The 20,828-nt window shown below is 53.7% G+C and carries 18 protein-coding genes; 1 reads left to right on the forward strand and 17 read right to left on the reverse strand.

Translation table 11 applies throughout. The features are described from left to right. Window positions 1–95: 95 nt before the first annotated feature. From accA to rpsB, 17 genes are all read right to left on the reverse strand, one after another. The gene (gene accA / locus F3I20_RS17545) at window positions 96–1,052 is read right to left on the reverse strand and encodes an acetyl-CoA carboxylase carboxyl transferase subunit alpha (RefSeq protein ID WP_150010685.1); all 957 of its coding nucleotides are present in this window, start codon (window positions 1,050–1,052) and stop codon (window positions 96–98) included. 12 nt (window positions 1,053–1,064) lie between these two features. Further along, window positions 1,065–4,547: a DNA polymerase III subunit alpha gene (dnaE, locus tag F3I20_RS17550; protein WP_150010687.1), complete on the reverse strand. Its 3,483-nt coding sequence runs from the start codon at window positions 4,545–4,547 to the stop codon at window positions 1,065–1,067. A gap of 31 nt (window positions 4,548–4,578) precedes the next feature. After that, window positions 4,579–5,205: a ribonuclease HII gene (rnhB, locus tag F3I20_RS17555; protein WP_150010689.1), complete on the reverse strand. Its 627-nt coding sequence runs from the start codon at window positions 5,203–5,205 to the stop codon at window positions 4,579–4,581. Next, window positions 5,198–6,346, reverse strand: a complete 1,149-nt coding sequence (gene lpxB / locus F3I20_RS17560; protein ID WP_150037670.1) for a lipid-A-disaccharide synthase — start codon at window positions 6,344–6,346, stop codon at window positions 5,198–5,200. Before lpxB ends, rnhB begins: the two co-directional genes overlap by 8 nt. A gap of 3 nt (window positions 6,347–6,349) precedes the next feature. Further along, the gene (gene lpxA, locus F3I20_RS17565; RefSeq protein ID WP_150037669.1) at window positions 6,350–7,138 is read right to left on the reverse strand and encodes an acyl-ACP--UDP-N-acetylglucosamine O-acyltransferase; all 789 of its coding nucleotides are present in this window, start codon (window positions 7,136–7,138) and stop codon (window positions 6,350–6,352) included. A 3-nt stretch (window positions 7,139–7,141) separates the two neighbouring features. After that, on the reverse strand, window positions 7,142–7,597 hold the full coding sequence (gene fabZ, locus F3I20_RS17570) for a 3-hydroxyacyl-ACP dehydratase FabZ (protein WP_003852639.1): 456 nt from the start codon (window positions 7,595–7,597) through the stop codon (window positions 7,142–7,144). A gap of 152 nt (window positions 7,598–7,749) precedes the next feature. Further along, complete coding sequence (gene lpxD / locus F3I20_RS17575) at window positions 7,750–8,775, reverse strand: UDP-3-O-(3-hydroxymyristoyl)glucosamine N-acyltransferase (protein WP_150037668.1); 1,026 nt, start codon at window positions 8,773–8,775, stop codon at window positions 7,750–7,752. Between the two features lie 3 nt (window positions 8,776–8,778). After that, window positions 8,779–9,276: a molecular chaperone Skp gene (gene skp / locus F3I20_RS17580; RefSeq protein ID WP_003852644.1), complete on the reverse strand. Its 498-nt coding sequence runs from the start codon at window positions 9,274–9,276 to the stop codon at window positions 8,779–8,781. Window positions 9,277–9,386: 110 nt separating this feature from the next. Continuing rightward, window positions 9,387–11,798 carry an outer membrane protein assembly factor BamA gene (bamA, locus tag F3I20_RS17585; protein WP_150010695.1) on the reverse strand — a complete coding sequence of 804 codons (2,412 nt, stop codon included), beginning with the start codon at window positions 11,796–11,798 and terminating at the stop codon, window positions 9,387–9,389. Between the two features lie 51 nt (window positions 11,799–11,849). Continuing rightward, window positions 11,850–13,196 (reverse strand): sigma E protease regulator RseP, encoded by a 1,347-nt coding sequence (rseP, locus tag F3I20_RS17590; RefSeq protein WP_150010697.1) that lies wholly within the window; start codon window positions 13,194–13,196, stop codon window positions 11,850–11,852. A gap of 12 nt (window positions 13,197–13,208) precedes the next feature. Beyond that, a complete protein-coding gene (gene cdsA / locus F3I20_RS17595) occupies window positions 13,209–14,066 on the reverse strand; it encodes a phosphatidate cytidylyltransferase (protein WP_150037667.1) in 858 nt (285 codons plus the stop codon). An 18-nt stretch (window positions 14,067–14,084) separates the two neighbouring features. Then, window positions 14,085–14,837 carry a (2E,6E)-farnesyl-diphosphate-specific ditrans,polycis-undecaprenyl-diphosphate synthase gene (gene ispU, locus F3I20_RS17600; RefSeq protein ID WP_009091989.1) on the reverse strand — a complete coding sequence of 251 codons (753 nt, stop codon included), beginning with the start codon at window positions 14,835–14,837 and terminating at the stop codon, window positions 14,085–14,087. 181 nt (window positions 14,838–15,018) lie between these two features. Next, window positions 15,019–16,215, reverse strand: coding sequence for a 1-deoxy-D-xylulose-5-phosphate reductoisomerase (gene ispC, locus F3I20_RS17605; protein WP_150037666.1), 1,197 nt, complete (start codon window positions 16,213–16,215; stop codon window positions 15,019–15,021). Window positions 16,216–16,326: 111 nt separating this feature from the next. Then, window positions 16,327–16,884, reverse strand: coding sequence for a ribosome recycling factor (gene frr / locus F3I20_RS17610; RefSeq protein WP_150010703.1), 558 nt, complete (start codon window positions 16,882–16,884; stop codon window positions 16,327–16,329). 143 nt (window positions 16,885–17,027) lie between these two features. Further along, window positions 17,028–17,753 (reverse strand): UMP kinase, encoded by a 726-nt coding sequence (gene pyrH / locus F3I20_RS17615; RefSeq protein ID WP_013356840.1) that lies wholly within the window; start codon window positions 17,751–17,753, stop codon window positions 17,028–17,030. 157 nt (window positions 17,754–17,910) lie between these two features. Next, the gene (gene tsf, locus F3I20_RS17620) at window positions 17,911–18,762 is read right to left on the reverse strand and encodes a translation elongation factor Ts (protein WP_150010705.1); all 852 of its coding nucleotides are present in this window, start codon (window positions 18,760–18,762) and stop codon (window positions 17,911–17,913) included. Between the two features lie 181 nt (window positions 18,763–18,943). After that, entirely contained in the window at window positions 18,944–19,669 is a 726-nt protein-coding gene (gene rpsB / locus F3I20_RS17625; protein WP_031375276.1) for a 30S ribosomal protein S2, read from the reverse strand. 318 nt (window positions 19,670–19,987) lie between these two features. Between rpsB and map the strand changes: the two genes are divergently transcribed. Further along, window positions 19,988–20,782, forward strand: coding sequence for a type I methionyl aminopeptidase (map, locus tag F3I20_RS17630; protein ID WP_041456646.1), 795 nt, complete (start codon window positions 19,988–19,990; stop codon window positions 20,780–20,782). Window positions 20,783–20,828 lie beyond the last annotated feature (46 nt).

The raw sequence follows: 20,828 nt of genomic DNA on the forward strand, positions 1-20,828 counted from the left end.
TCAGATGAGGCTGAAAGGCGTCAGACCGCATGCGGTGGCTGAACTGACAGCATAAAAAAAGCGGACCGGAGTCCGCTTTTATTGATGAGCTAAAATCAGGCGTAGCCGTAGCTCATCAGACGCTGATAACGACGATCCAGCAGCTCTTCGGTGGTTAATCCATCGAGATCGGCCAGGTCAGCCAGCAGCTGCTGCTTGAGTGACTGCGCCATATCCACCGGACGGCGATGTGCGCCACCCAGCGGCTCAGGGATCACAGTGTCAATCAGCTTCAGCTCTTTCAGACGGTGCGCGGTAATGCCCATCGCTTCGGCAGCAAGCGGGGCTTTGTCAGCGCTTTTCCACAGGATCGAAGCACAGCCTTCTGGCGAGATCACTGAATAGGTGCTGTACTGCAGCATATTCACTTTATCGCCCACGCCAATTGCCAGCGCACCACCTGAACCGCCTTCACCGATGACCGTACAGATCACCGGTACTTTCAGGCCAGACATTTCACGCAGGTTTCGGGCAATCGCTTCAGACTGCCCACGCTCTTCTGCGCCCACGCCCGGATAAGCACCCGGTGTGTCGATGAAGGTGATGATTGGCATTTTGAAACGTTCAGCCATCTCCATCAGGCGCAACGCTTTGCGATAGCCTTCCGGTGCAGGCATGCCGAAGTTACGGCGAATCTTCTCTTTGGTTTCACGGCCTTTCTGGTGTCCGATAATCATCACCGGACGTCCATCAAGACGCGCAATCCCGCCGACAATCGCTTTGTCATCCGCATAAGCACGGTCGCCCGCCAGCTCATCGAAATCGTCGAAAGCGTTGCGAACATAGTCAAAGGTGTAAGGACGTAAAGGATGGCGTGCCAGCTGGGCAATTTGCCATGCGCCCAAATCGGCGAAGATTTTACGGGTCAGCTCAACGCTTTTCTCACGCAGACGCTGAACTTCTTCATCCAGATTAACGTGTTTATCATCCTGACGACCAATTGAGGTCAGCGAATCAATCTTCGCTTCCAGTTCTGCAATTGGCTGTTCAAAATCCAGGTAATTAAGACTCATAATGTTCCTGTTCTAGTCAAACTCCAGTTCCACCTGCTCCGATCCAATCAACGAGCGCAGATCGTTAAGTAAACGATCGCTGGGCGAAATTCGCCACGCTGCACCAAAGCGCAGCTTCGCTCGCGCGTCGGCTCTCTGATAGTAGAGATGCACCGGAATAGTCCCTGATCGATGGGGTTCCAGGGACTGACGGAGTCGGTTTAATAGCTGGTCATCAATTTGCCTGTCCGTCAGCGAGATAGCAAGTCCGCGCGCGTATTTTTCGCGAGCTTCGTCGATGTCCATGACTTCACGCGCGGTCATTTTAAGTCCACCACTGAAGTCATCAAAGCTGACCTGTCCGCTGACGATCAGGATTCGGTCTTTCTCCAGCAACTGCTGGTATTTATCTAACGCATCGGTAAATAACATCACCTCAAGACGACCGGAGCGATCGTCCAGAGTACAGATACCAATTCGGTTGCCGCGTTTGGTTACCATTACACGCGCTGCGATCACCAGACCGGCCGCCACGGTAATTTTACCCCGTTCGGTAGGATGCATATCTTTCAGCCGCACCCCGCCAACGTAACGCTCAATTTCTTTCAGATACTGATTAATCGGGTGGCCGGTCAGGTACAAGCCCAGCGTTTCCCGTTCCCCATCCAGCTGCACCTGCTCAGGCCACGGTGTGACGCTGGCGTACGATTTCTCGACCTGCTCCGGCTCTTCTGCCAGTACACCAAACATGTCCGCCTGACCAATCGCTTCCGCTTTCGCATGCTGGTCGGCCGCTTTCAGTGCATCACCGAGTGCGCTCATCAGCGCAGCGCGGTGTGGTCCGAGGCGGTCAAAGGCCCCGGACATGATCAGTTTCTCCATCACCCGACGGTTGATCTTTTTGGTGTCGGTACGGGCGCAGAGATCAAACAGCTCGCGGAAATAGCCGCCCTCGTTACGGGCGTCGATGATCGCTTCGATCGGACCTTCGCCCACGCCTTTGATCGCGCCTATGCCGTACACGATCTCGCCCGCTTCGTTAACGTGGAACGGATAGAGACCGGAGTTAATATCGGGCGGCAGGACTTTCAGCCCCATCCGCCAGCACTCATCGACCAGACCGACCACTTTCTCGGTGTTATCCATATCGGCGGTCATAACCGCCGCCATAAACTCAGCCGGATAGTGCGCTTTCAGCCACAGCGTCTGGTAGGAGACCAGCGCGTAGGCCGCAGAGTGTGACTTGTTAAAGCCATAACCTGCAAATTTTTCCACCAGATCGAAGATCTTCATCGACAGTTCGCCGTCGATGCCCATGCTTTCAGCACCGTCACGGAAGACTGAACGCTGCTTAGCCATCTCCTCAGGTTTCTTTTTACCCATGGCGCGACGCAGCATATCTGCACCGCCCAGGGTATAGCCAGAGAGCACCTGGGCGATCTGCATCACCTGTTCCTGATAGAGGATGATGCCGTAAGTCGGCTCCAGTACTGGCTTCAGGCTTTCATGCTGCCACTGAATGTCGGGATAGGAGATCGCTTCCCGGCCATGCTTACGGTCGATGAAGTTGTCTACCATGCCGGACTGCAGAGGGCCAGGACGAAACAGCGCTACCAGTGCGATCATATCTTCGAAGCAGTCGGGCTTCAGACGCTTAATCAGATCTTTCATGCCGCGCGATTCAAGCTGGAACACCGCGGTGGTTTCTGAGCGCTGCAGCATATCAAAGCTTTTCTTATCATCCAGCGGGATCGCGGCGATATCGATCGGCTCCAGTCCCTCTTTTTCCCGGCGCGGGTTGATCATCTTCAGCGCCCAGTCGATGATGGTCAGCGTTCGCAGTCCCAGGAAATCGAACTTCACCAGGCCGGCATATTCCACATCATTTTTATCGAACTGAGTGACCGGGAACTGGCCGTGCTCATCGCAGTAGAGCGGCGCAAAGTCGGTAATTTTCGTTGGCGCGATGACCACGCCACCCGCATGCTTACCAGCGTTTCGCGTGACACCTTCCAGCTTGCGCGCCATGTCGATCAGCGCTTTCACCTCTTCATCTGCGTCATACATCGCAGGAAGTTGTGGTTCAGCAATAAAGGCTTTTTCCAGCGTCATGCCGGGATCGGGCGGGATCAGTTTTGAAATACGATCGACAAAGCCGTAAGGATGACCCAGCACGCGGCCCACATCGCGGATAACCGCTTTCGCTGCCATGGTGCCGAAGGTAATGATCTGCGAAACCGCCTCACGTCCGTACATATCGGCGACATGTTCGATTACCTGATCGCGTTTCTCCATGCAGAAATCGACGTCGAAGTCGGGCATCGAAACACGTTCCGGGTTCAGGAAGCGTTCGAACAGCAGGTCGAATTCCAGCGGATCGATATCGGTGATTTTCAGCGCATAGGCCACCAGCGACCCCGCACCCGAGCCACGGCCCGGTCCAACCGGTACGCCGTTATCCTTGGACCACTGGATGAATTCCATGACGATCAGGAAGTAGCCAGGGAAGCCCATCTGGTTGATAACGTTCAGTTCAACTTCCAGACGCTCATCATATTCCGGGCGTTTTTCCGCGCGCTCAGCCTCGTCCGGAAACAGGAACACCAGACGCTCTTCCAGCCCCTCACGGGATTTCACCACCAGATAATCTTCAGTGGTCATATCGCCGGTCGGGAACTGTGGCAGGAAGTACTCCCCGAGCCGGACTGTCACATTACAACGCTTAGCAATCTCTACGCTGTTTTCCAGCGCTTCCGGGATGTCCGAGAACAGCTCGCACATCTCCTCTTCGCTGCGCATATATTGCTGAGGACTGTAGTTGCGCGGACGTTTAGGATCATCCAGCGTATAGCCGTCATGAATCGCAACGCGAATTTCGTGCGCATCGAAATCTTCCGCATTGATAAAGCAGACTTCATTGGTGGCGACGACCGGGATGCCCTCGGCAATCGCCAGTTCAACAGCGGCATGCAGATAGCTCTCTTCGTCCTGACGACCGGTACGAATGAGTTCCAGGTAGTAACGATCGGGGAAGTGCTGTTGGTAAAACGACAGGCACTGCGACACCAGGGTACTGTTGCCACGCAACAGGCTGCGGCCCACATCGCCACGCCGCCCGCCTGACAGCAGGATTAACCCTTCCTGCAATTCGATCAGCCAGTCACGATCGATAATCGGCCCGTCCACGCCATAGCCACGCTGATAGGCGCGGGAGATTAACAGCGTCAGGTTCTGATAGCCGGTATTGTTCGCCGCCAGCACGGTCAGCTGCGTGAGTTCATCCCCCATCAGCTCGCTGGCGACCTTAAAATCGGCACCAATGACCGGCTTTATCCCTGCGCTGTGCGCGCCACCGTAGAATTTCACCAGACCACACAGGTTAGTGAAGTCGGTAATCGCGATAGCAGGCATGCCAAGGGCAGCCGCCTTCTTTATCAACGGCCCGGTTTTTGCCAGGCCATCAACCATCGAATAGTCACTGTGGACACGCAGATGTATAAAACGGGGTTCAGCCATATCAGTTTCCGGTTAAAACAGCGTCAGGCTATTAAAGCGTAAGGGCCTGGCGGGCAGCCAGTACTTCAGCATCGAGCAGCGCGTTGCGTACGGGCGCAAAACTGCGACGGTGGAACGGCGTGGCACCATACTGCGTCAGTTTTTCCATATGCAGCGCCGTCGGATAACCTTTGTGCTGAGCAAAACCATACTGCGGGAACAGCTGATCCAGCTCAGTCATCTCACGATCGCGCGACACTTTGGCGATGATGGAGGCGGCACTGATTTCGGCCACCAGACTATCCCCTTTCACTACGGCCTGTGAAGGCACAGGCAACGCCGGACAACGATTACCATCAATCAGCACATAGTCGGGCTGAATACTCAGGCCAGCAACAGCACGCTGCATCGCCAGCATAGTGGCGTGCAGGATGTTGAGCTGGTCGATCTCTTCCGGCTCTGCGCGTCCCAGACTCCAGGCCAGCGCCTTCTCTTTGATTTCGTCATACAACGCCAGGCGGCGCTTTTCCGACAGTTTCTTGGAGTCAGCCAGGCCGGTAATCGGATTAGCCGGGTCGAGGATGACGGCAGCCGTGACGACCGCACCGACCAGCGGACCGCGACCTACTTCGTCCACACCGGCAATCAGTCTGGCAACAGGGTAGATAAAATCAGGCATTCACCAGCTCCAGTACCGCGTCCGCTGCCTGCTCATCGGCGTTCCAGCGGATCTGTTGATGCAATTCATGAAACGTCTGCAGCAGGGTTTCGCGTTCAGGCCCGGCATGCAGCAGCGGATCTAACGCCGCGGCCAGGGCATCAGGCTGACACTCGTCCTGCAATAGCTCTTTGACCAGCTCACGCCCGGCCAGCAGATTCGGCAGCGAGACGTAAGGCGTTTTTACCAGTCGTTTCGCCAGCCAGAACGTGGCCGGCTTCATCCGATAACCGACGACCATAGGGCATTTTGCCAGCATGCACTCCAGTGCAGCAGTACCTGACGCCAGGAGTGCGGCATCGCTCGCAATCATCGCTTCACGTCCCTGACCATCCAGCAGATGCATCGGCAGTTCGGGAGCGACGTCGGCTTTGATTTTCTCAAACTGTTCGCGACGCCGGGCATTAACCAGCGGCACCACGATTTCCAGCGCCGGATAGTGACGACGCAACAGTTGAGCTGTTTTCAGGAAATCAGCGCTGAGCATTTCCACTTCTGCTCCACGACTGCCGGGCAACAAAGCCAGACAGAGCGCATCATCGGCAATACCGAGATGACGCCGCGCAGCCTGCTTATCGGGTTGCAGCGGCATAGCATCGGCCATGGTATGGCCGATAAAGCGACAGGGAACGTTATAGCGATCGTAGAAGGCTTTTTCAAACGGCAGGAAGGCCAGCACCAGATTGGTGTTGCGGCCAATTTTAAACACACGCTTTTGCCGCCATGCCCATACAGAGGGACTGACATAGTGGATCGTGCGAATGCCCGTGCGTTTAAGATTGCCTTCCAGCGTGATATTAAAATCGGGCGCATCAATGCCGACAAAGACATCGGGTCTGAGTTCGGTAAAACGCCGGGTGAGATCGCGGCGGATTGTCAGTAGTCGTCGCAGGCGGCCCAGCACCTCGACAATGCCCATTACCGCCAGCTCTTCCATCTCATACCAGGCTTCACATCCTTCCGCCTGCATCAATGGCCCCGCCACGCCGACAAAGCGTGCATCAGGATGACGGGCTTTCAGGGCACGAATCAGACCTGCACCAAGAATATCGCCGGAGGTTTCTCCGGCGACCAGGGCAATCGTTAGAGGACGCGCTGACATGGATTAACGAATTAATCCACGGGTTGAACGGGCAAAGAAATCGTAGAAAGGCTGCACTTCGCTATGCTGCTGCGCAAGCGCTTCAATCTCCGGCTTCACGTCTTCCAGCGTTCTGCCGCTGCGATAAAGCAGCTTGTAGGCGTTGCGAATCGCGTGCAACGACTCTTTGCTGAAGCCACGGCGCTTAAGACCTTCGATATTGATCCCGAACGGAGTAGCGTGGTTGCCCTGCGCAATAACGTAAGGCGGCACATCCTGCGCTACGCCGGAACAGCCACCCACCATAACGTGCGCACCAATCGTGCACCACTGATGCACCGCTGTCATGCCGCCAATAATGGCGAAATCATCCACCGTAACATGTCCACCCAGGGTCGCGTTGTTGGCGAAGATACAGCGGTTGCCGATTACGCAGTCGTGCGCAATATGAACGTTAACCATCAGCAGATTATCACTGCCCACCGTGGTGACATGTCCACCCTGAATGGTGCCGCGATGAATCGTCACGCTTTCACGGATGCGGTTGCGATCGCCGATTTCAACCCGTGTTGGCTCACCGGCATATTTCAGATCCTGGTTCACTTCGCCGATAGAGGCGAACTGATAGATCTGGTTATCTTTACCGATACGCGTGTGGCCGTTCACCACAACGTGTGACTTCAGTACCGTTCCTTCACCGATCTCCACATTAGCACCAATAAAGCAAAATGGGCCAATGTGAACGCGGGCACCGATAACCGCGCCCTCTTCAATGACAGAACTGGGATGGATAGTGGCGGTTGGATCAATCACGAATTATGCCTCCCGGCTGCGGGCACACATCATGGTCGCTTCACAAACGATTTTACCGTCGACAGTCGCCACGCCTTTAAAGCGGGTCAGACCACGGCGGGTTTTCTCGAAAGTGACTTCCATGATCATCTGGTCGCCTGGTACCACAGGGCGCTTAAAACGGGCACTGTCGATACCGGCAAAGTAATAGAGTTCACCTGGTTCCAGTTTACCTACGCTTTTAAACGCCAGAATACCGGTGGCCTGCGCCATCGCTTCCAGGATCAGAACGCCAGGAAAAATCGGTTTACCAGGGAAATGCCCCTGGAAAAACGGTTCATTAACAGAAACGTTCTTCACTGCACGCAGGTATTTGTGCTCTTCAAATTCCAGCACGCGGTCTACGAGCAGAAACGGATAGCGGTGCGGCAGCAGCTCTAAAATCTCTTCAATTTTCAGAGTATGAGTTTCAGTAGTCAAAATACTCTTCCTGTCCTAAAAATCTGATGACATCAATAACACGGCCTGCACAGATCAACATGATCTTCCGCAGGCCGCAAATAGGTTCTGTGGCGCCGGGCTTCCCTGCTTAACATTTTTATTATGAAAGCCGGTCAGTTTTGGGATGGCGGTCAGTCGTCTTTGCCGACCTTGCGCTCGATGGCTTTTAAGCGTTTGCTCATGTCATCGATGTTCATCACCAGCGCTGCAGTTTTGCGCCAGGTTTTGTTGGGTTGCAGCGGAATGCCTGAGGAATAGACGCCAGGCTCTGTGATAGGACGCATGACCATGCCCATACCGGTCACGGTGACTTTGTCACAGATTTCCATATGGCCGTTAATGACGCTGGCACCGCCAATCATACAGTAACGTCCAATTTTCAAACTACCCGCCATGATCACACCGCCTGCAACCGCAGTATTGTCACCAATAACTACGTTGTGAGCGATCTGGCACTGGTTGTCTATGATAACACCATTGCCTATCAGAGTGTTATCCAGCGCACCGCGATCGATAGTAGTGCAGGCACCAATTTCCACCCGATCGCCGATAATTACCGCGCCTAACTGCGGGATTTTCACCCAGTTACCACGATCGTTGGCATAACCGAAACCATCAGAACCGATTACGGTCCCTGACTGAATCAGACAATCCTGGCCGATTTCGATCTCGTGATAAACCGAGACGTTGGCCCAGAGACGGGTTCCGCTGCCGATACGGGTTTTTTTGCCCACGAAACAGCCTGCGCCGATCACCACGTTATCACCCAGCTCAACGTCCGCTTCGATTACCGCATTGGCACCAATGGCAACGTTATTGCCAAGTCGGGCCGAGGGATCGATTACCGCGCTGGGGGCAATATCTTGCGCTGGCTGTGGGGTGGTATCGAGTATCTGTGCCATACGCGCATAGGTCAGGTAGGGGTTTTTGACTACCAGGGCTGCGGTTTTGCACCACTCCAGATCCGCTTCCGTCAGCACCACGGCTGAGGCTTTTATCAGGGCGAGTTGCTCGCGGTAACGGCTGTTTGCAAGAAAAGTGATTTGGCCAGTTGTGGCGGATTGCATAGAAGCAATGCCGGAGATGACGATATCGCCATCTCCGTGCAATTCTGCATCCAACTGCTGGGCTAAATCAGCCAGTCGAATAGATGACATGAATTATTTAACCTGTTTCAGCACGTCAGCAGTGATGTCTTTTGCGTTTGATGCATAAGCCACCGCGTTAGCGTCGATCACGACGTCATAACCATCGCTGTCAGCGACTTTCTTCACGGCATCCTGAATACGGCTCAGCAGCTTGTTACGCTCTTCCATCTGACGACGGCGATTATCCTGCTCAAAAGCCTGCGCTTTTGAAGAGAAGGCTTCACGCTGAGACATGACATCTTTTTCCATACGGCTGCGTTCGCTGGCCTTCATGGTAGAACCGTCACGCTGCAGACGCTGCATTTTGGTTTGCAGATCGCGCTCCTGGCTCTGCAACTCAGTTGCACGGCCTTTGAACTCGTTTTCCAGCTGTTTAGCAACAGTCGCACGTTGCGGTAACTGTTGGAAAATGCTGGACACGTTTACCACTGCAATTTTGTCAGCAGCCTGAACACCAGCGGAAACCGCTAAAGCAAGACCCAGACCTGCGGCACACAACAACTTTTTCACTATAAACTCCTTACCATCAACGTTTGTGTCAGCGACACAGTGTTTGCCCCGGAACAGCAACAGGTACTGTCCGGCAGCAAGACTTCAGCTATGCATCCATGCTCAGAACATTACCAGGTTTTACCAATGTTAAACTGGAACTGTTCTGACTTGTCTCCATCGACTTTCTTAATCGGCTGGGCGTACGAGAACACCAGCGGACCGAGCGGTGACATCCACTGCAGCGCCACACCGCTTGATACGCGGATATTGTTTGGATCGCTGTAGTCAGGAATACCCGCCGCACGTGTTTCAGCGGTATTTTCCCAATGGGTATCCCATGCGGTACCGGTATCGACAAACACCGAGGTACGCACCGAGTTAGCATACTTCTCGCTCAGGAACGGCGTTGGCGTAATCAGCTCAAGGCTGGCAATCGCCATGGCGTTACCGCCCACCGCATCGTCAGACTTACAGACGCCATTCGGATCGGCGATTCGGCAGTTCGACGAGTTGTTATTGTAGTAAGCCGCTTTCGGTCCAATAGTGTTGGACTGGAAGCCACGCACGGTGCTCGAACCACCGGCGTAGAAGTTCTCATAGAACGGCATCTCTTTGCCGCCGAGTCCATCTCCATAACCCACACGACCACGGCCCAGCAGCACCCAGGTACGATCCTGGTTAATTGGCACATACTGCTGAGTATCCAGCGTGGCCTTATAGAAGCTGTTATCTGAGCCTGGAATCGTTACCTTACCGTTCAGGTTGGTACGGTTACCGGATGTCGGGAAGAAGCCGCGGTCCAGCGTGTTGTACGTCCAGCCATAGTTAAAGGTGAAGTCATCGGCTGAGAATTCGCCTTTATCATTAAGCTGCTGCGGCTTGCCGACTGAATCCAGATAACGCCACATCGCAACCTGCGGCTGCATGTTTGACAGGTCGTTGTGCACATAGCCCAGACCGACACGCAATGTGTTGTTTTCGTTAACCGGGAAGCCAAGCGTGCCATCCAGACCATAACTTTTGTTGGTATAGTCAGACAGGTCCGCATTGTCTGCTTTAAAGTCGTTGTAGAACAGACGGCCACCCAGACTCACACCATCAACGGTGAAGTAAGGATCAGTCAGCGAGAATTCAGCATAGGTCTGGTAATCATTTTTGGTCCCGCTGATGCCAACGGTATTACCGGTGCCCAGCCAGTTATCCTGCGTGACCCCGACCTGGAAGCTTACACCACTTTCAGTGCCGTAACCGACGCCGAAGTTAAAGGTGCCGGTGTTACGCTCTTTAACCTTGTAGACCACATCAACCTGGTCCGGCGCACCTGGTACACGCTGCGTATCCACATCGACGGTTTCAAAGTAACCGGTACGGTTCAGACGCTCTTTACCCTGTTCAACCAGATCGCTGCCCAGCCATGCACCTTCCATCTGACGCATTTCGCGACGTAACACCGAGTCTTTTGACGTGTCATTGCCTTCGAAACGGACGTTACGCACGTAGTAACGGTTGCCCGCATCCACGTTGATATGCAGTTTTACGGTTTTATCGGTGTCGTTGATTTCAGGCTGTGTGGCTACGCGCGGATAGGCATAGCCATAGCGGCCCAGCAGTTTCTTGATGTCATCTTCCATTTTCGTGACTTTGGCGCCGTTATAAAGCTCGCCAGCCGGAATTTTGGTCAGATGTTCAATTTCTGCTGAATGGCCCGCCATGCTGCCATTGACGATCACACCAGCGATTTTGTACTGGTCGCCCTCGGTGATATTCACCGTGATGTAGATGCCTTTTTTATCTGGCGTCAGGCTGACCTGGGTCGAATCGATGTTGAAGCGTGCGTAACCGCGATCCAGATAGAAGCTGCGCAGGGTTTCGAGGTCGCCCGCCAGTTTCTGCTTCTGGTATTTACGATCGCCCACCACGTTCCACCATGGCACTTCATCGCGCAGCTGGAAACGGGAGATCAGTTCATCTGAGCTGAAGGCTTTATTACCGACAATGTTTATCTGCTGAATTTTGGCAGAAACACCTTCCGTAAAGACCAGCTTCAGATCAACGCGGTTACGCGGCAGTGGCGTGACCACGGCTTTTACGTTAGCGGTATATTTACCGACGCTGTAATAGAAGTCTTCAAGTCCCTTCTCGATAGAAGAGATAGTAGTACGGTCCAGCGCTTCGCCGACACGGACGCCTGAAGCTTCCAGATTTTGTTTGAGCTGATCCTCTTTCACCGCTTTGTTACCGGTGAAGGTAATGCTGGCAATGGTAGGACGTTCTTTGACCTGGACAATCAGCGTTGTACCGTCTCGCAGGACCTGAACATCCTCAAAGTTGCCAGTAGCGAACAGCGAGCGAATGGTATTTCTGACATCATCGTCATTCACCGTATCGCCAACCCGTACTGGCATGCTCAGCAGAGCCGCGCCGACGGCGACTCGCTGCAGCCCTTCGAAATGAATATCCTTCACCACGAAATCGTCTGCACCGTAAACGGTGGCGCTGCTAAACAGCAGCGACGCTATGAGCAACTTTTTCATCGCCATCGTTGTTATGCGTTTTCCTAACACATCCCTCGAATGTTCGCGTTCCAGCGGTTACAAACGTGAGAAATCATTGAAAAGTGCAAGCCCCATTAACAGCACCAGCAAAATTGAGCCGATGCGATAACTAAAGTCCTGAACTCGCTCGGACACCGGTCCACCTTTGATCTTTTCGATCGCCAGGAACAGCAGGTGCCCACCATCTAAAACCGGCAGAGGGAACAGGTTGATAATGCCCAGGTTGACGCTAATCAACGCCAGGAACATCAGGTAGTAAATCAACCCATACTCTGCTGACAACCCTGCACCCTGCGCAATCGAGATTGGCCCGCTCAGGTTGTTCAGCTTCACATCACCGGTTATTAACTTGCCCAGCATGGAAACGGTAAGCTTCATCAGTTGCCAGGTTTTTACACTGGCCTCACCGATAGCCGCAAACGCGCCATACTGCCTTACCGTCTTGTACTCTTCGGGCAGCGGAACAATGCGCGGAATCACACCCGCAAAGCCCGCTGTCGTGCCAGCTTTCGCTTCTGGCGTCATCGTCAGCGCAATTGATTCACCGCCGCGATCCACCTCAAGCGTCATGCTTTTGCCGGGATTGTCCCGGACCTGGGTGACAAACGTCTGCCACTGCGATAATGGCTGACCATCGACTTTAACGATCCTGTCGCCTGCTTGCAAACCGGCTTCACTGGCTGGCGAATTCGCCTGAACTTCTGCCAGTGTGGTCTCAATTTGCGGACCGCGAGGCTGAATGCCTAACGCGACGACCGGATCCTGCTTATCAGGCTCAAACTGCCAGTTACGCAAATCCAGCTGCTTCTGCTGAGTCGCGTCCTCGCCAAATCGTGCCACCGTTAACGTGGTGCTGCTGTCGCCGATTTTACCCACCAGCGCCATACGCACAGCATCCCAGTCAGGCGTTTCGATACCGTCAACGGCCTTAAGTTCCATGCCGGGCGCAATTTGCGCTTCCGCAGCGACCGAACCGTTTAAAATTTCACCAATTACCGGACGCACACCAGGCACGCCGTGAATAAACACCACCCACCAGGCAAAGATGGCAAAGAGGAAGTTAGCGACAGGACCTGCCGCGATGATGGAGGCGCGTTGCCAGACGGCTTTATTATTAAAAGCCTGATGACGCAGCTCGGATGGCACGCTTTCGACACGTTCGTCGAGCATTTTAACGTAGCCACCAAGGGGAATCAGCGCGATGACAAATTCCGTGCCGTGGCGGTCACGACGCTGCCAGAGCGACTTACCAAACCCAATGGAAAAACGCTCAACTTTGACGCCACAGCGACGAGCGACCCAGAAATGGCCAAACTCATGAACGGTAATCAATACGCCCAGCGCAACGATAAAGGCGAAGAAACTCCAGATTATGCTCAACATCTTTGCCTGTCCTTAAAGGGTGCGGAACACCAGCAGCAATAAACAGGCAAACACCGGCACCGCCGCAGTCAGACTATCAATGCGATCAAGAATGCCGCCGTGACCCGGTATCAGATTGCCACTGTCTTTGATACCTGCTTCACGTTTAAACATGCTCTCAGTGAGGTCGCCCAGCACAGAGGCCAGCGTTGCGATAACCGCGCAAATCACCAGCGTACCGGTCGAGACCGTCAGCGGTGCCAGTGAGGCAAACAGCAGCGCAATCAGCGCTGAGGAGACCAGGCCGCCCAGGAAGCCTTCCCAGGTTTTACCTGGCGAGACCTTCGGTGCCAGCTTATGTTTACCAAACATCTTGCCAAACATATAGGCACCTGAATCCGCCCCCCACACCAGCAGCAACACAAACAGCAGCCACCAGGCACCAGCGAAGTGATCGGTTTCATAGTGATACTGGCGCAGCGCCACCATGCCCCAGAAAAAAGGCACCAGCGTTAACACGCCAAACAGTAAGCGAAGCGGGCGCGAATGACGCCAGAAGGCCGCAGAAGCGGGATAGGAGAGTACCAGCAGCAGTGCAACGACCCACCACGCCAGCGACGCCCAGAGCGATGTCGCGACCTGGGGCAGATGCACCGTGTGTTGATAAGGTGGAAGCGTAAACTGCATCAGCGCCAGCAGCAGACCACAAAGTACAGCCAGCCAGACGCGCTGTTGCCGTGATGCCATCCCTGCAAACTGGCCCCATTCCCAGGCGGCCAGCATACAGATAACGATGGTAGTGAGAGCAAAGCCCACAGGTGGTAACCAGAACAGTGCAGCTATTACCAGCGGAATTAATATCAACGCGGTAATCAGACGAGACTTCAGCAAAGGTTACCCCCAGATTGCTCAGGCGCCGCCTGGTGCAGCGCCGCCAAAACGACGCTCCCGCAGAGAGAATGCATTCAGTGCACCTTCAAAAACGTGTTCATCGAAATCCGGCCAGAGCACATCGGTAAAATAGAATTCAGCATAGGCAATCTGCCACAGCAGGAAGTTGCTAATCCGATGCTCTCCCCCGGTCCTTATCACTAAATCCACTGGCGCCAGCTCCTGCATACAGAGCTGCGACGTCAGGCTCTCTTCGGTAATCTGGTCAGGACGCAGTAATCCTTCCTGCACCTGCTCAGCCAGTTTTTTCACGCCTTCGATAATATCCCAACGGCCGCCATAGTTGGCAGCAATGTTGAGCGTCAGGCCACTATTATTTGCGGTCAGCGTCTCAGAACGGCGAATACGTTCCTGAATACGCGGGCTGAAACGGCTGGTATCGCCAATGACGCGTAAGCGAACATTGTGTTTGTGCAGGCTTTTTACTTCGCTGTCGAGCGCCCAGACAAACAGTTCCATTAATGCGGTGACTTCCTGTGCCGGACGGCTCCAGTTTTCACTGCTGAAGGCGTAAAGCGTCAGGGCTTCAAGATTGTTGCTGACCGCAAAGCTGACGGCACGGCGCACCGATTTAACGCCCGCTTTGTGGCCTGAAATACGCAATTTTCCCTGATTTTTGGCCCAGCGACCGTTGCCATCCATGATGATAGCGACATGGCGCGGACCGTTTCCCTGCTGGTCATCAGTGTTGTTGTGATTGTTAGACGACATAACGCTTAACCAATTCCTTTCATCAGAAATGCTGTGGTTTCTGAATACATTGCGCCCGATTCAAATCCCGACACGCTTTTGGTGCCGGGCCACACCGAATTCGGTGACAGACCGTGAAACGCGAGCCAGCGACTATACCATTTTCACCTGAAGCGAACAAATGGCCTCATAACGATCGGCTTCACGAGGTGAAGCGCGGCAACATTTCTGCCGCCAGCGCGCGCGCGGAGCAATCAATTTCAAGGACAGCGTCCACCGAATCCGGCTCCGGACACACTTGTGCCGCCATCACCGCGCTATTAAGCGCAGCGATGTCGGTGAAGCGGATCTGGTTATTCAGGAAAGCCGCGACGGCAACCTCGTTGGCTGCATTCAGCGTGGTGGTCGCCGCCTGCCCTGCCTCACAGGCATCAATGGCCAGCTTCAGGCAGGGATAGCGACTAAAATCAGGTTCTGCAAAGCTCAGCGCCGACATGCGGGTAAAATCCAGCGGCGTCACGCCTGCTTTGATGCGCGAAGGCCACGCCATACTGTGGGCAATGGGCGTACGCATATCGGGAGAACCTAACTGAGCCAGCACGCTGCCATCGCAGTATCGCACCATGGAGTGAATCACCGACTGTGGGTGAAGGATCACTTCCATCTGCGCTGCGCTGGCATTAAACAGCCAACGGGCTTCAATGTACTCAAGACCTTTATTCATCATGGTGGCCGAATCGACAGAGATTTTTCTTCCCATCGACCAGTTCGGATGTGCACAGGCCTGATCCGGCGACATGGCGCTGAGATCCGCTAAATCTGTGTCACGAAAAGGACCACCCGATCCCGTAAGGATAATTGACTCAATGCCATTATCCCGCAGGTCAGCGTAACCTAACTGATGCTGGATGGTAGCCGGTAAACTCTGAAAAATGGCGTTATGCTCGCTGTCTACTGGTAGTAACTGTGCGTTATGATGACGCACCGCCTCCATAAACAAACGGCCGCAGGTGACAAGCGATTCTTTGTTGGCCAGCAGCACCGTTTTACCGGCGCGAATAGCGGCCAGCGTTGGCAGCAAACCTGATGCACCGACAATGGCCGCCATCACCTGATCCACCTCATCCAGCGCGGCCAGCTCACAGGCTGCCTGAACGCCGGAGAGCACTTCAGTATTGACCCTGATTGCTCTCAGTCGCTCACGCAGCGCAGCGGCAGAAGTCTTGTCTGCCATGCAGGCATAGCGTGGCCTGAAAGCCGCACACTGTTCGGCCATCAGCGCCACGTTATGGCCGGCAACCAGCGCCGTAATCTGATAAAGCTCTGGGTTGGCGCGAACCACCGCCAGCGTACTGGTGCCGATCGAGCCGGTGGATCCCAGCAGAGTTAATCGCTTCATGAGGCTATCCGTGTGAAGTCAGCGTGCCCGCAGGCACAATGTAAAACGCCGCCAGATGTCGCATTCATACGAATACCTCTCTGTACGGCGTTTTGTCCGGCAGTGATGGAATCAGAAATCCATCAGCTCCGTCTCTTTTTCTGACAGTGCAGCATCAACTTTCTTGATGTATGCATCGGTCATTTTTTGCACTTCGTCCTGCGCACGACGTTCGTCGTCTTCACTGATTTCTTTATCTTTCAGCAGTGCTTTGATTTTATCGTTGGCATCGCGACGGACGTTACGTACCGACACACGGCCCTGCTCGGCTTCGCCGCGCACGATTTTAATCAGATCTTTACGACGCTCTTCTGTCAGCGCTGGCAGCGGAACACGGATGTCAGTACCGGCTGAACTTGGGTTCAGACCGAGATCAGACTTCATGATCGCTTTTTCGACTGCCGAACTCAGTGAACGATCAAACACGTTGATTTTCAGCGTGCGTGAATCTTCCACAGTGACAGAAGCCAGCTGACGCAGTGGCGTCGGCGTGCCGTAATATTCGACGACGATGCCGTCGAGCAGCGTAGGTGACGCACGACCGGTGCGCACTTTGCTGATGGTCGTTTTGAATGCTTCAACGCATTTTTCCATGCGCGTGTCAGCATCTTTTTTGATGTCGTTAATCACGTTGAAACCCTTGGATTCGGTTTGACCTGGCCAGTTCCGGCATAACCGGAAGCGGGATCGATAATCATCGATAATCCTGACTGGTGCGCGATGCATTCTCATCGCGCTGACAGAATATACCTTATTTTATCTCGCCTCGGGTATTAATGCGTAATCAGGGTGCCTTCTTTTTCACCCATCACTACGCGACGCAGTGCGCCAGGTTTATTCATGTTGAAAACACGGATAGGTAATTTGTGGTCACGCGCCAGAGTAAAGGCCGCCAGATCCATCACTTTCAGCTCTTTATCCAGGACTTCGGCATAGGTCAGTTGATCATACAGTGTCGCATCCGGGCTTTTCACCGGATCGGCAGAGTAGACGCCGTCAACTTTGGTCGCCTTCAGTACCACGTCCGCTTCAATCTCAATGCCACGCAGACACGCCGCAGAGTCGGTGGTAAAGAACGGGTTGCCGGTACCGGCGGAGAAGATGACGACGCGGTTGTTACGCAGCAGGCTGATCGCTTCTGCCCAGCTGTAGTTGTCACAGACGCCATTGAGTGGAATCGCTGACATCAGGCGTGCATTCACATAGGCGCGGTGCAGTGCATCACGCATCGCCAGGCCATTCATTACAGTCGCCAGCATACCCATGTGGTCACCTACGACACGGTTCATACCTGCCTGCTGCAGGCTCGCGCCGCGGAACAGGTTCCCTCCGCCAATTACCACGCCAACCTGGATGCCCAGCTCAACCAGCTCTTTTACCTCTTGTGCCATGCGGTCAAGCACACTCGCGTCGATACCAAAACCTTCAGCGCCTTGCAGAGCTTCGCCGCTGAGTTTAAGCAGGATACGTTGATAAACAGGTTTTGCGTTGGTCGCCATGGTCAGTTCTTCCTGGAAGATTGGGTGTAAAGGAGAAGTAAATTCTGATCGATCATCCGCTTACCGCAAAGAAAATGCTATTGGGATGAAACTGAAAACGTGTCTGTTGCGATTCACAGACAAAAAAGAACCGCCATCTGGCGGTTCTTTCAGAGCATTAAGACTGTTTGGACATTGCTGCAACTTCTGCAGCGAAGTCAGACTCAACTTTCTCGATGCCTTCACCCACTTCGAAGCGGATGAAGTTGATCACGTCAGCGCCCTGCTCTTTCAGAGCCTGGCCAACGGTTTTGCTTGGGTCGATAACGAAAGCCTGACCTGTCAGAGAGACTTCGCCGGTGAATTTCTTCATACGGCCTTCAACCATCTTCTCTGCGATCTCTTTTGGCTTGCCAGACTGCATCGCGATGTCCAGCTGAACCTGGTACTCTTTATCAACCACGTCAGCAGAAACGTCTTCTGGCTTAACGAATTCAGGCTTGCTCGCTGCAACGTGCATCGCGATCTGTTTGATCAGATCTTCATTAGCGCCTTTCGCTGAAACCAGAACGCCGATACGCGCGCCGTGCAGGTAGCTGCCCAGCTCTGCGCCTTCCAGGATTGCAACGCGACGGATGTTGATGTTCTCACCGATTTTAGCAACCAGTGCAACGCGCTCTTCTTCGAACTGCGCTTTCAGGACTTCAACGTCAGTGACGCGATTAGCGGCAGCCGCATCCAGAACTTTGTCTGCGAAAGCCTGGAAACCGCCATCTTTTGCTACGAAGTCAGTCTGGCAGTTAACTTCCAGAATCACACCGTAGTCGCCAACGATTTTGGTTTTGATTACGCCATCAGCAGCAACGTTGCCTGCTTTTTTCGCTGCTTTGATTGCGCCAGACTTACGCATATTCTCAATCGCCAGCTCAATGTCGCCGTTCGCTTCAGTCAGCGCTTTTTTGCAATCCATCATGCCAGCGCCAGTACGCTCGCGCAGTTCTTTTACCAATGCAGCGGTAATGTCAGCCATTCCAGAATCCTCGGTTCGTGCCTGTGTACATAGGTACCCGCAGACACTTATTTGCGGAAAATTTACTCTGTCCCGCCGTCCGGTTGGGGGCGTAACAGACTTAGATAAATAAAGGGGCCACTATAGGCCCCTTACAGATCACATCTGAATGCTAAGGGCTCTTATGCAGAGCAAACCTTAATTAAGCGTTTTCTAAAGACGCTTCTTCAGCTTGCTCAGCCAGGTCCTGAGAGCGGCCTTCGCGAACGGTGGTCGCAACGGCAGTCAGGTACAGGTTTACAGCACGGATCGCATCGTCGTTACCTGGGATAACGAAATCAACGCCATCTGGATCTGAGTTGGTATCAACGATAGCAAATACCGGGATACCCAGGTTGTTTGCTTCTTTGATTGCGATGTGTTCGTGGTCAGCATCAACAACAAACAGCGCGTCTGGCAGACCGCCCATGTCTTTGATACCGCCCAGGCTGTTTTCCAGCTTGGCCAGCTCACGTGCACGCATCAGCGCTTCTTTTTTGGTCAGTTTGTCGAACGTACCATCCTGAGACTGAGTCTCCAGATCTTTCAGACGTTTGATTGACTGACGCACGGTTTTCCAGTTAGTCAGCATGCCACCTAACCAGCGATGGTTTACGAAGAACTGGTCGCAGCTCAGTGCAGACTCTTTTACCGCTTCAGCAGCAGCGCGCTTAGTCCCTACGATCAGGATCTTACCTTTACGGGAAGCGATCTTGTTCAGTTCAGCCAGAGCTTCGTTGAACATAGGAACCGTTTTTTCCAGGTTGATGATGTGAACCTTGTTACGAGCACCAAAGATGAATGGCTTCATTTTTGGGTTCCAGTAACGGGTCTGGTGACCGAAGTGAACACCAGCCTGGAGCATGTCGCGCATGGAAACAGTTGCCATGATAAAACCTCTAAAGTTTGATTGGGGTTGGGCCTCCATGTATCCCATACGACCGACCTCTTTCAAGGCACCCCGGCGTATGTGTCGATACATGTGTGTTTTAGTACACATAATGAGAGTTATGCGTTTCCTGCTGACCGAGACGGCCATACAGAGAATCGTCGGCGCGCTTTATATCACAACCAGCCCAGTGACGCCAATAAATGATCGCTGACAGAGGCCAGCGCGTTCTCTATTTGGCAGCCCATTTGCTGACTGCTAACATGACAGCACAGAACTTATTATTGTCGAAAATTTCGACAACTGCGGATTAATTTAATGGCAATTTCAATTAAAACCCCTGAAGAAATCGAAAAAATGCGCGTCGCGGGCCGACTGGCCGCCGAAGTGCTGGAGATGATCGAACCCTACGTTAAACCGGGTGTGACCACCGGTGAACTGGACCGCATCTGCCACGAGCACATTACCCAAAAGCAACAGGCGGTCTCTGCCTGCCTCGGCTATCACGGCTTTCCGAAATCGGTCTGCATCTCCGTTAATGAAGTGGTGTGCCACGGCATCCCCAGCGACGATCGCCCGTTAAAAGATGGCGATATCGTCAATATTGATGTCACCGTGATTAAAGATGAGTACCACGGCGACACCTCTAAGATGTTTATCGTCGGCAAGCCGACCATTCAGGGCGAGCGCCTGTGCCGCGTCACGCAGGAGAGCCTCTATCTTTCCCTGCGTTTGATTAAGCCCGGCATTCGTCTGCGCGAGCTGGGCCGGGCTATCCAGAAGTATGTGGAAGCGAATGACTTCTCCGTGGTGCGCGAATATTGCGGCCATGGCATCGGTAAGGGCTTCCACGAAGAGCCGCAGGTGCTGCATTACGATGCCGATGACAGCGGCGTGGTACTGCAGGCAGGCATGACCTTTACGGTAGAACCGATGGTCAATGCCGGTGATTACCGCATCCGCACAATGAAAGATGGCTGGACGGTAAAAACCAAAGATCGCAGCTTGTCCGCACAGTATGAGCATACTATTGTGGTGACGGAAAACGGCTGTGAGATTTTAACCCTGCGTAAAGATGACACGATCCCTGCCGTGCTCGTTGCTGAAGGGTAATTTTCCTCACACAGATCAAGCCGGCGATGAGCCGGCTTTTTTTTGG

The sequence above is a fragment of the Candidatus Pantoea gossypiicola genome (assembly GCF_008632075.1).
In the GTDB taxonomy this organism is placed as follows: domain Bacteria; phylum Pseudomonadota; class Gammaproteobacteria; order Enterobacterales; family Enterobacteriaceae; genus Pantoea; species Pantoea gossypiicola.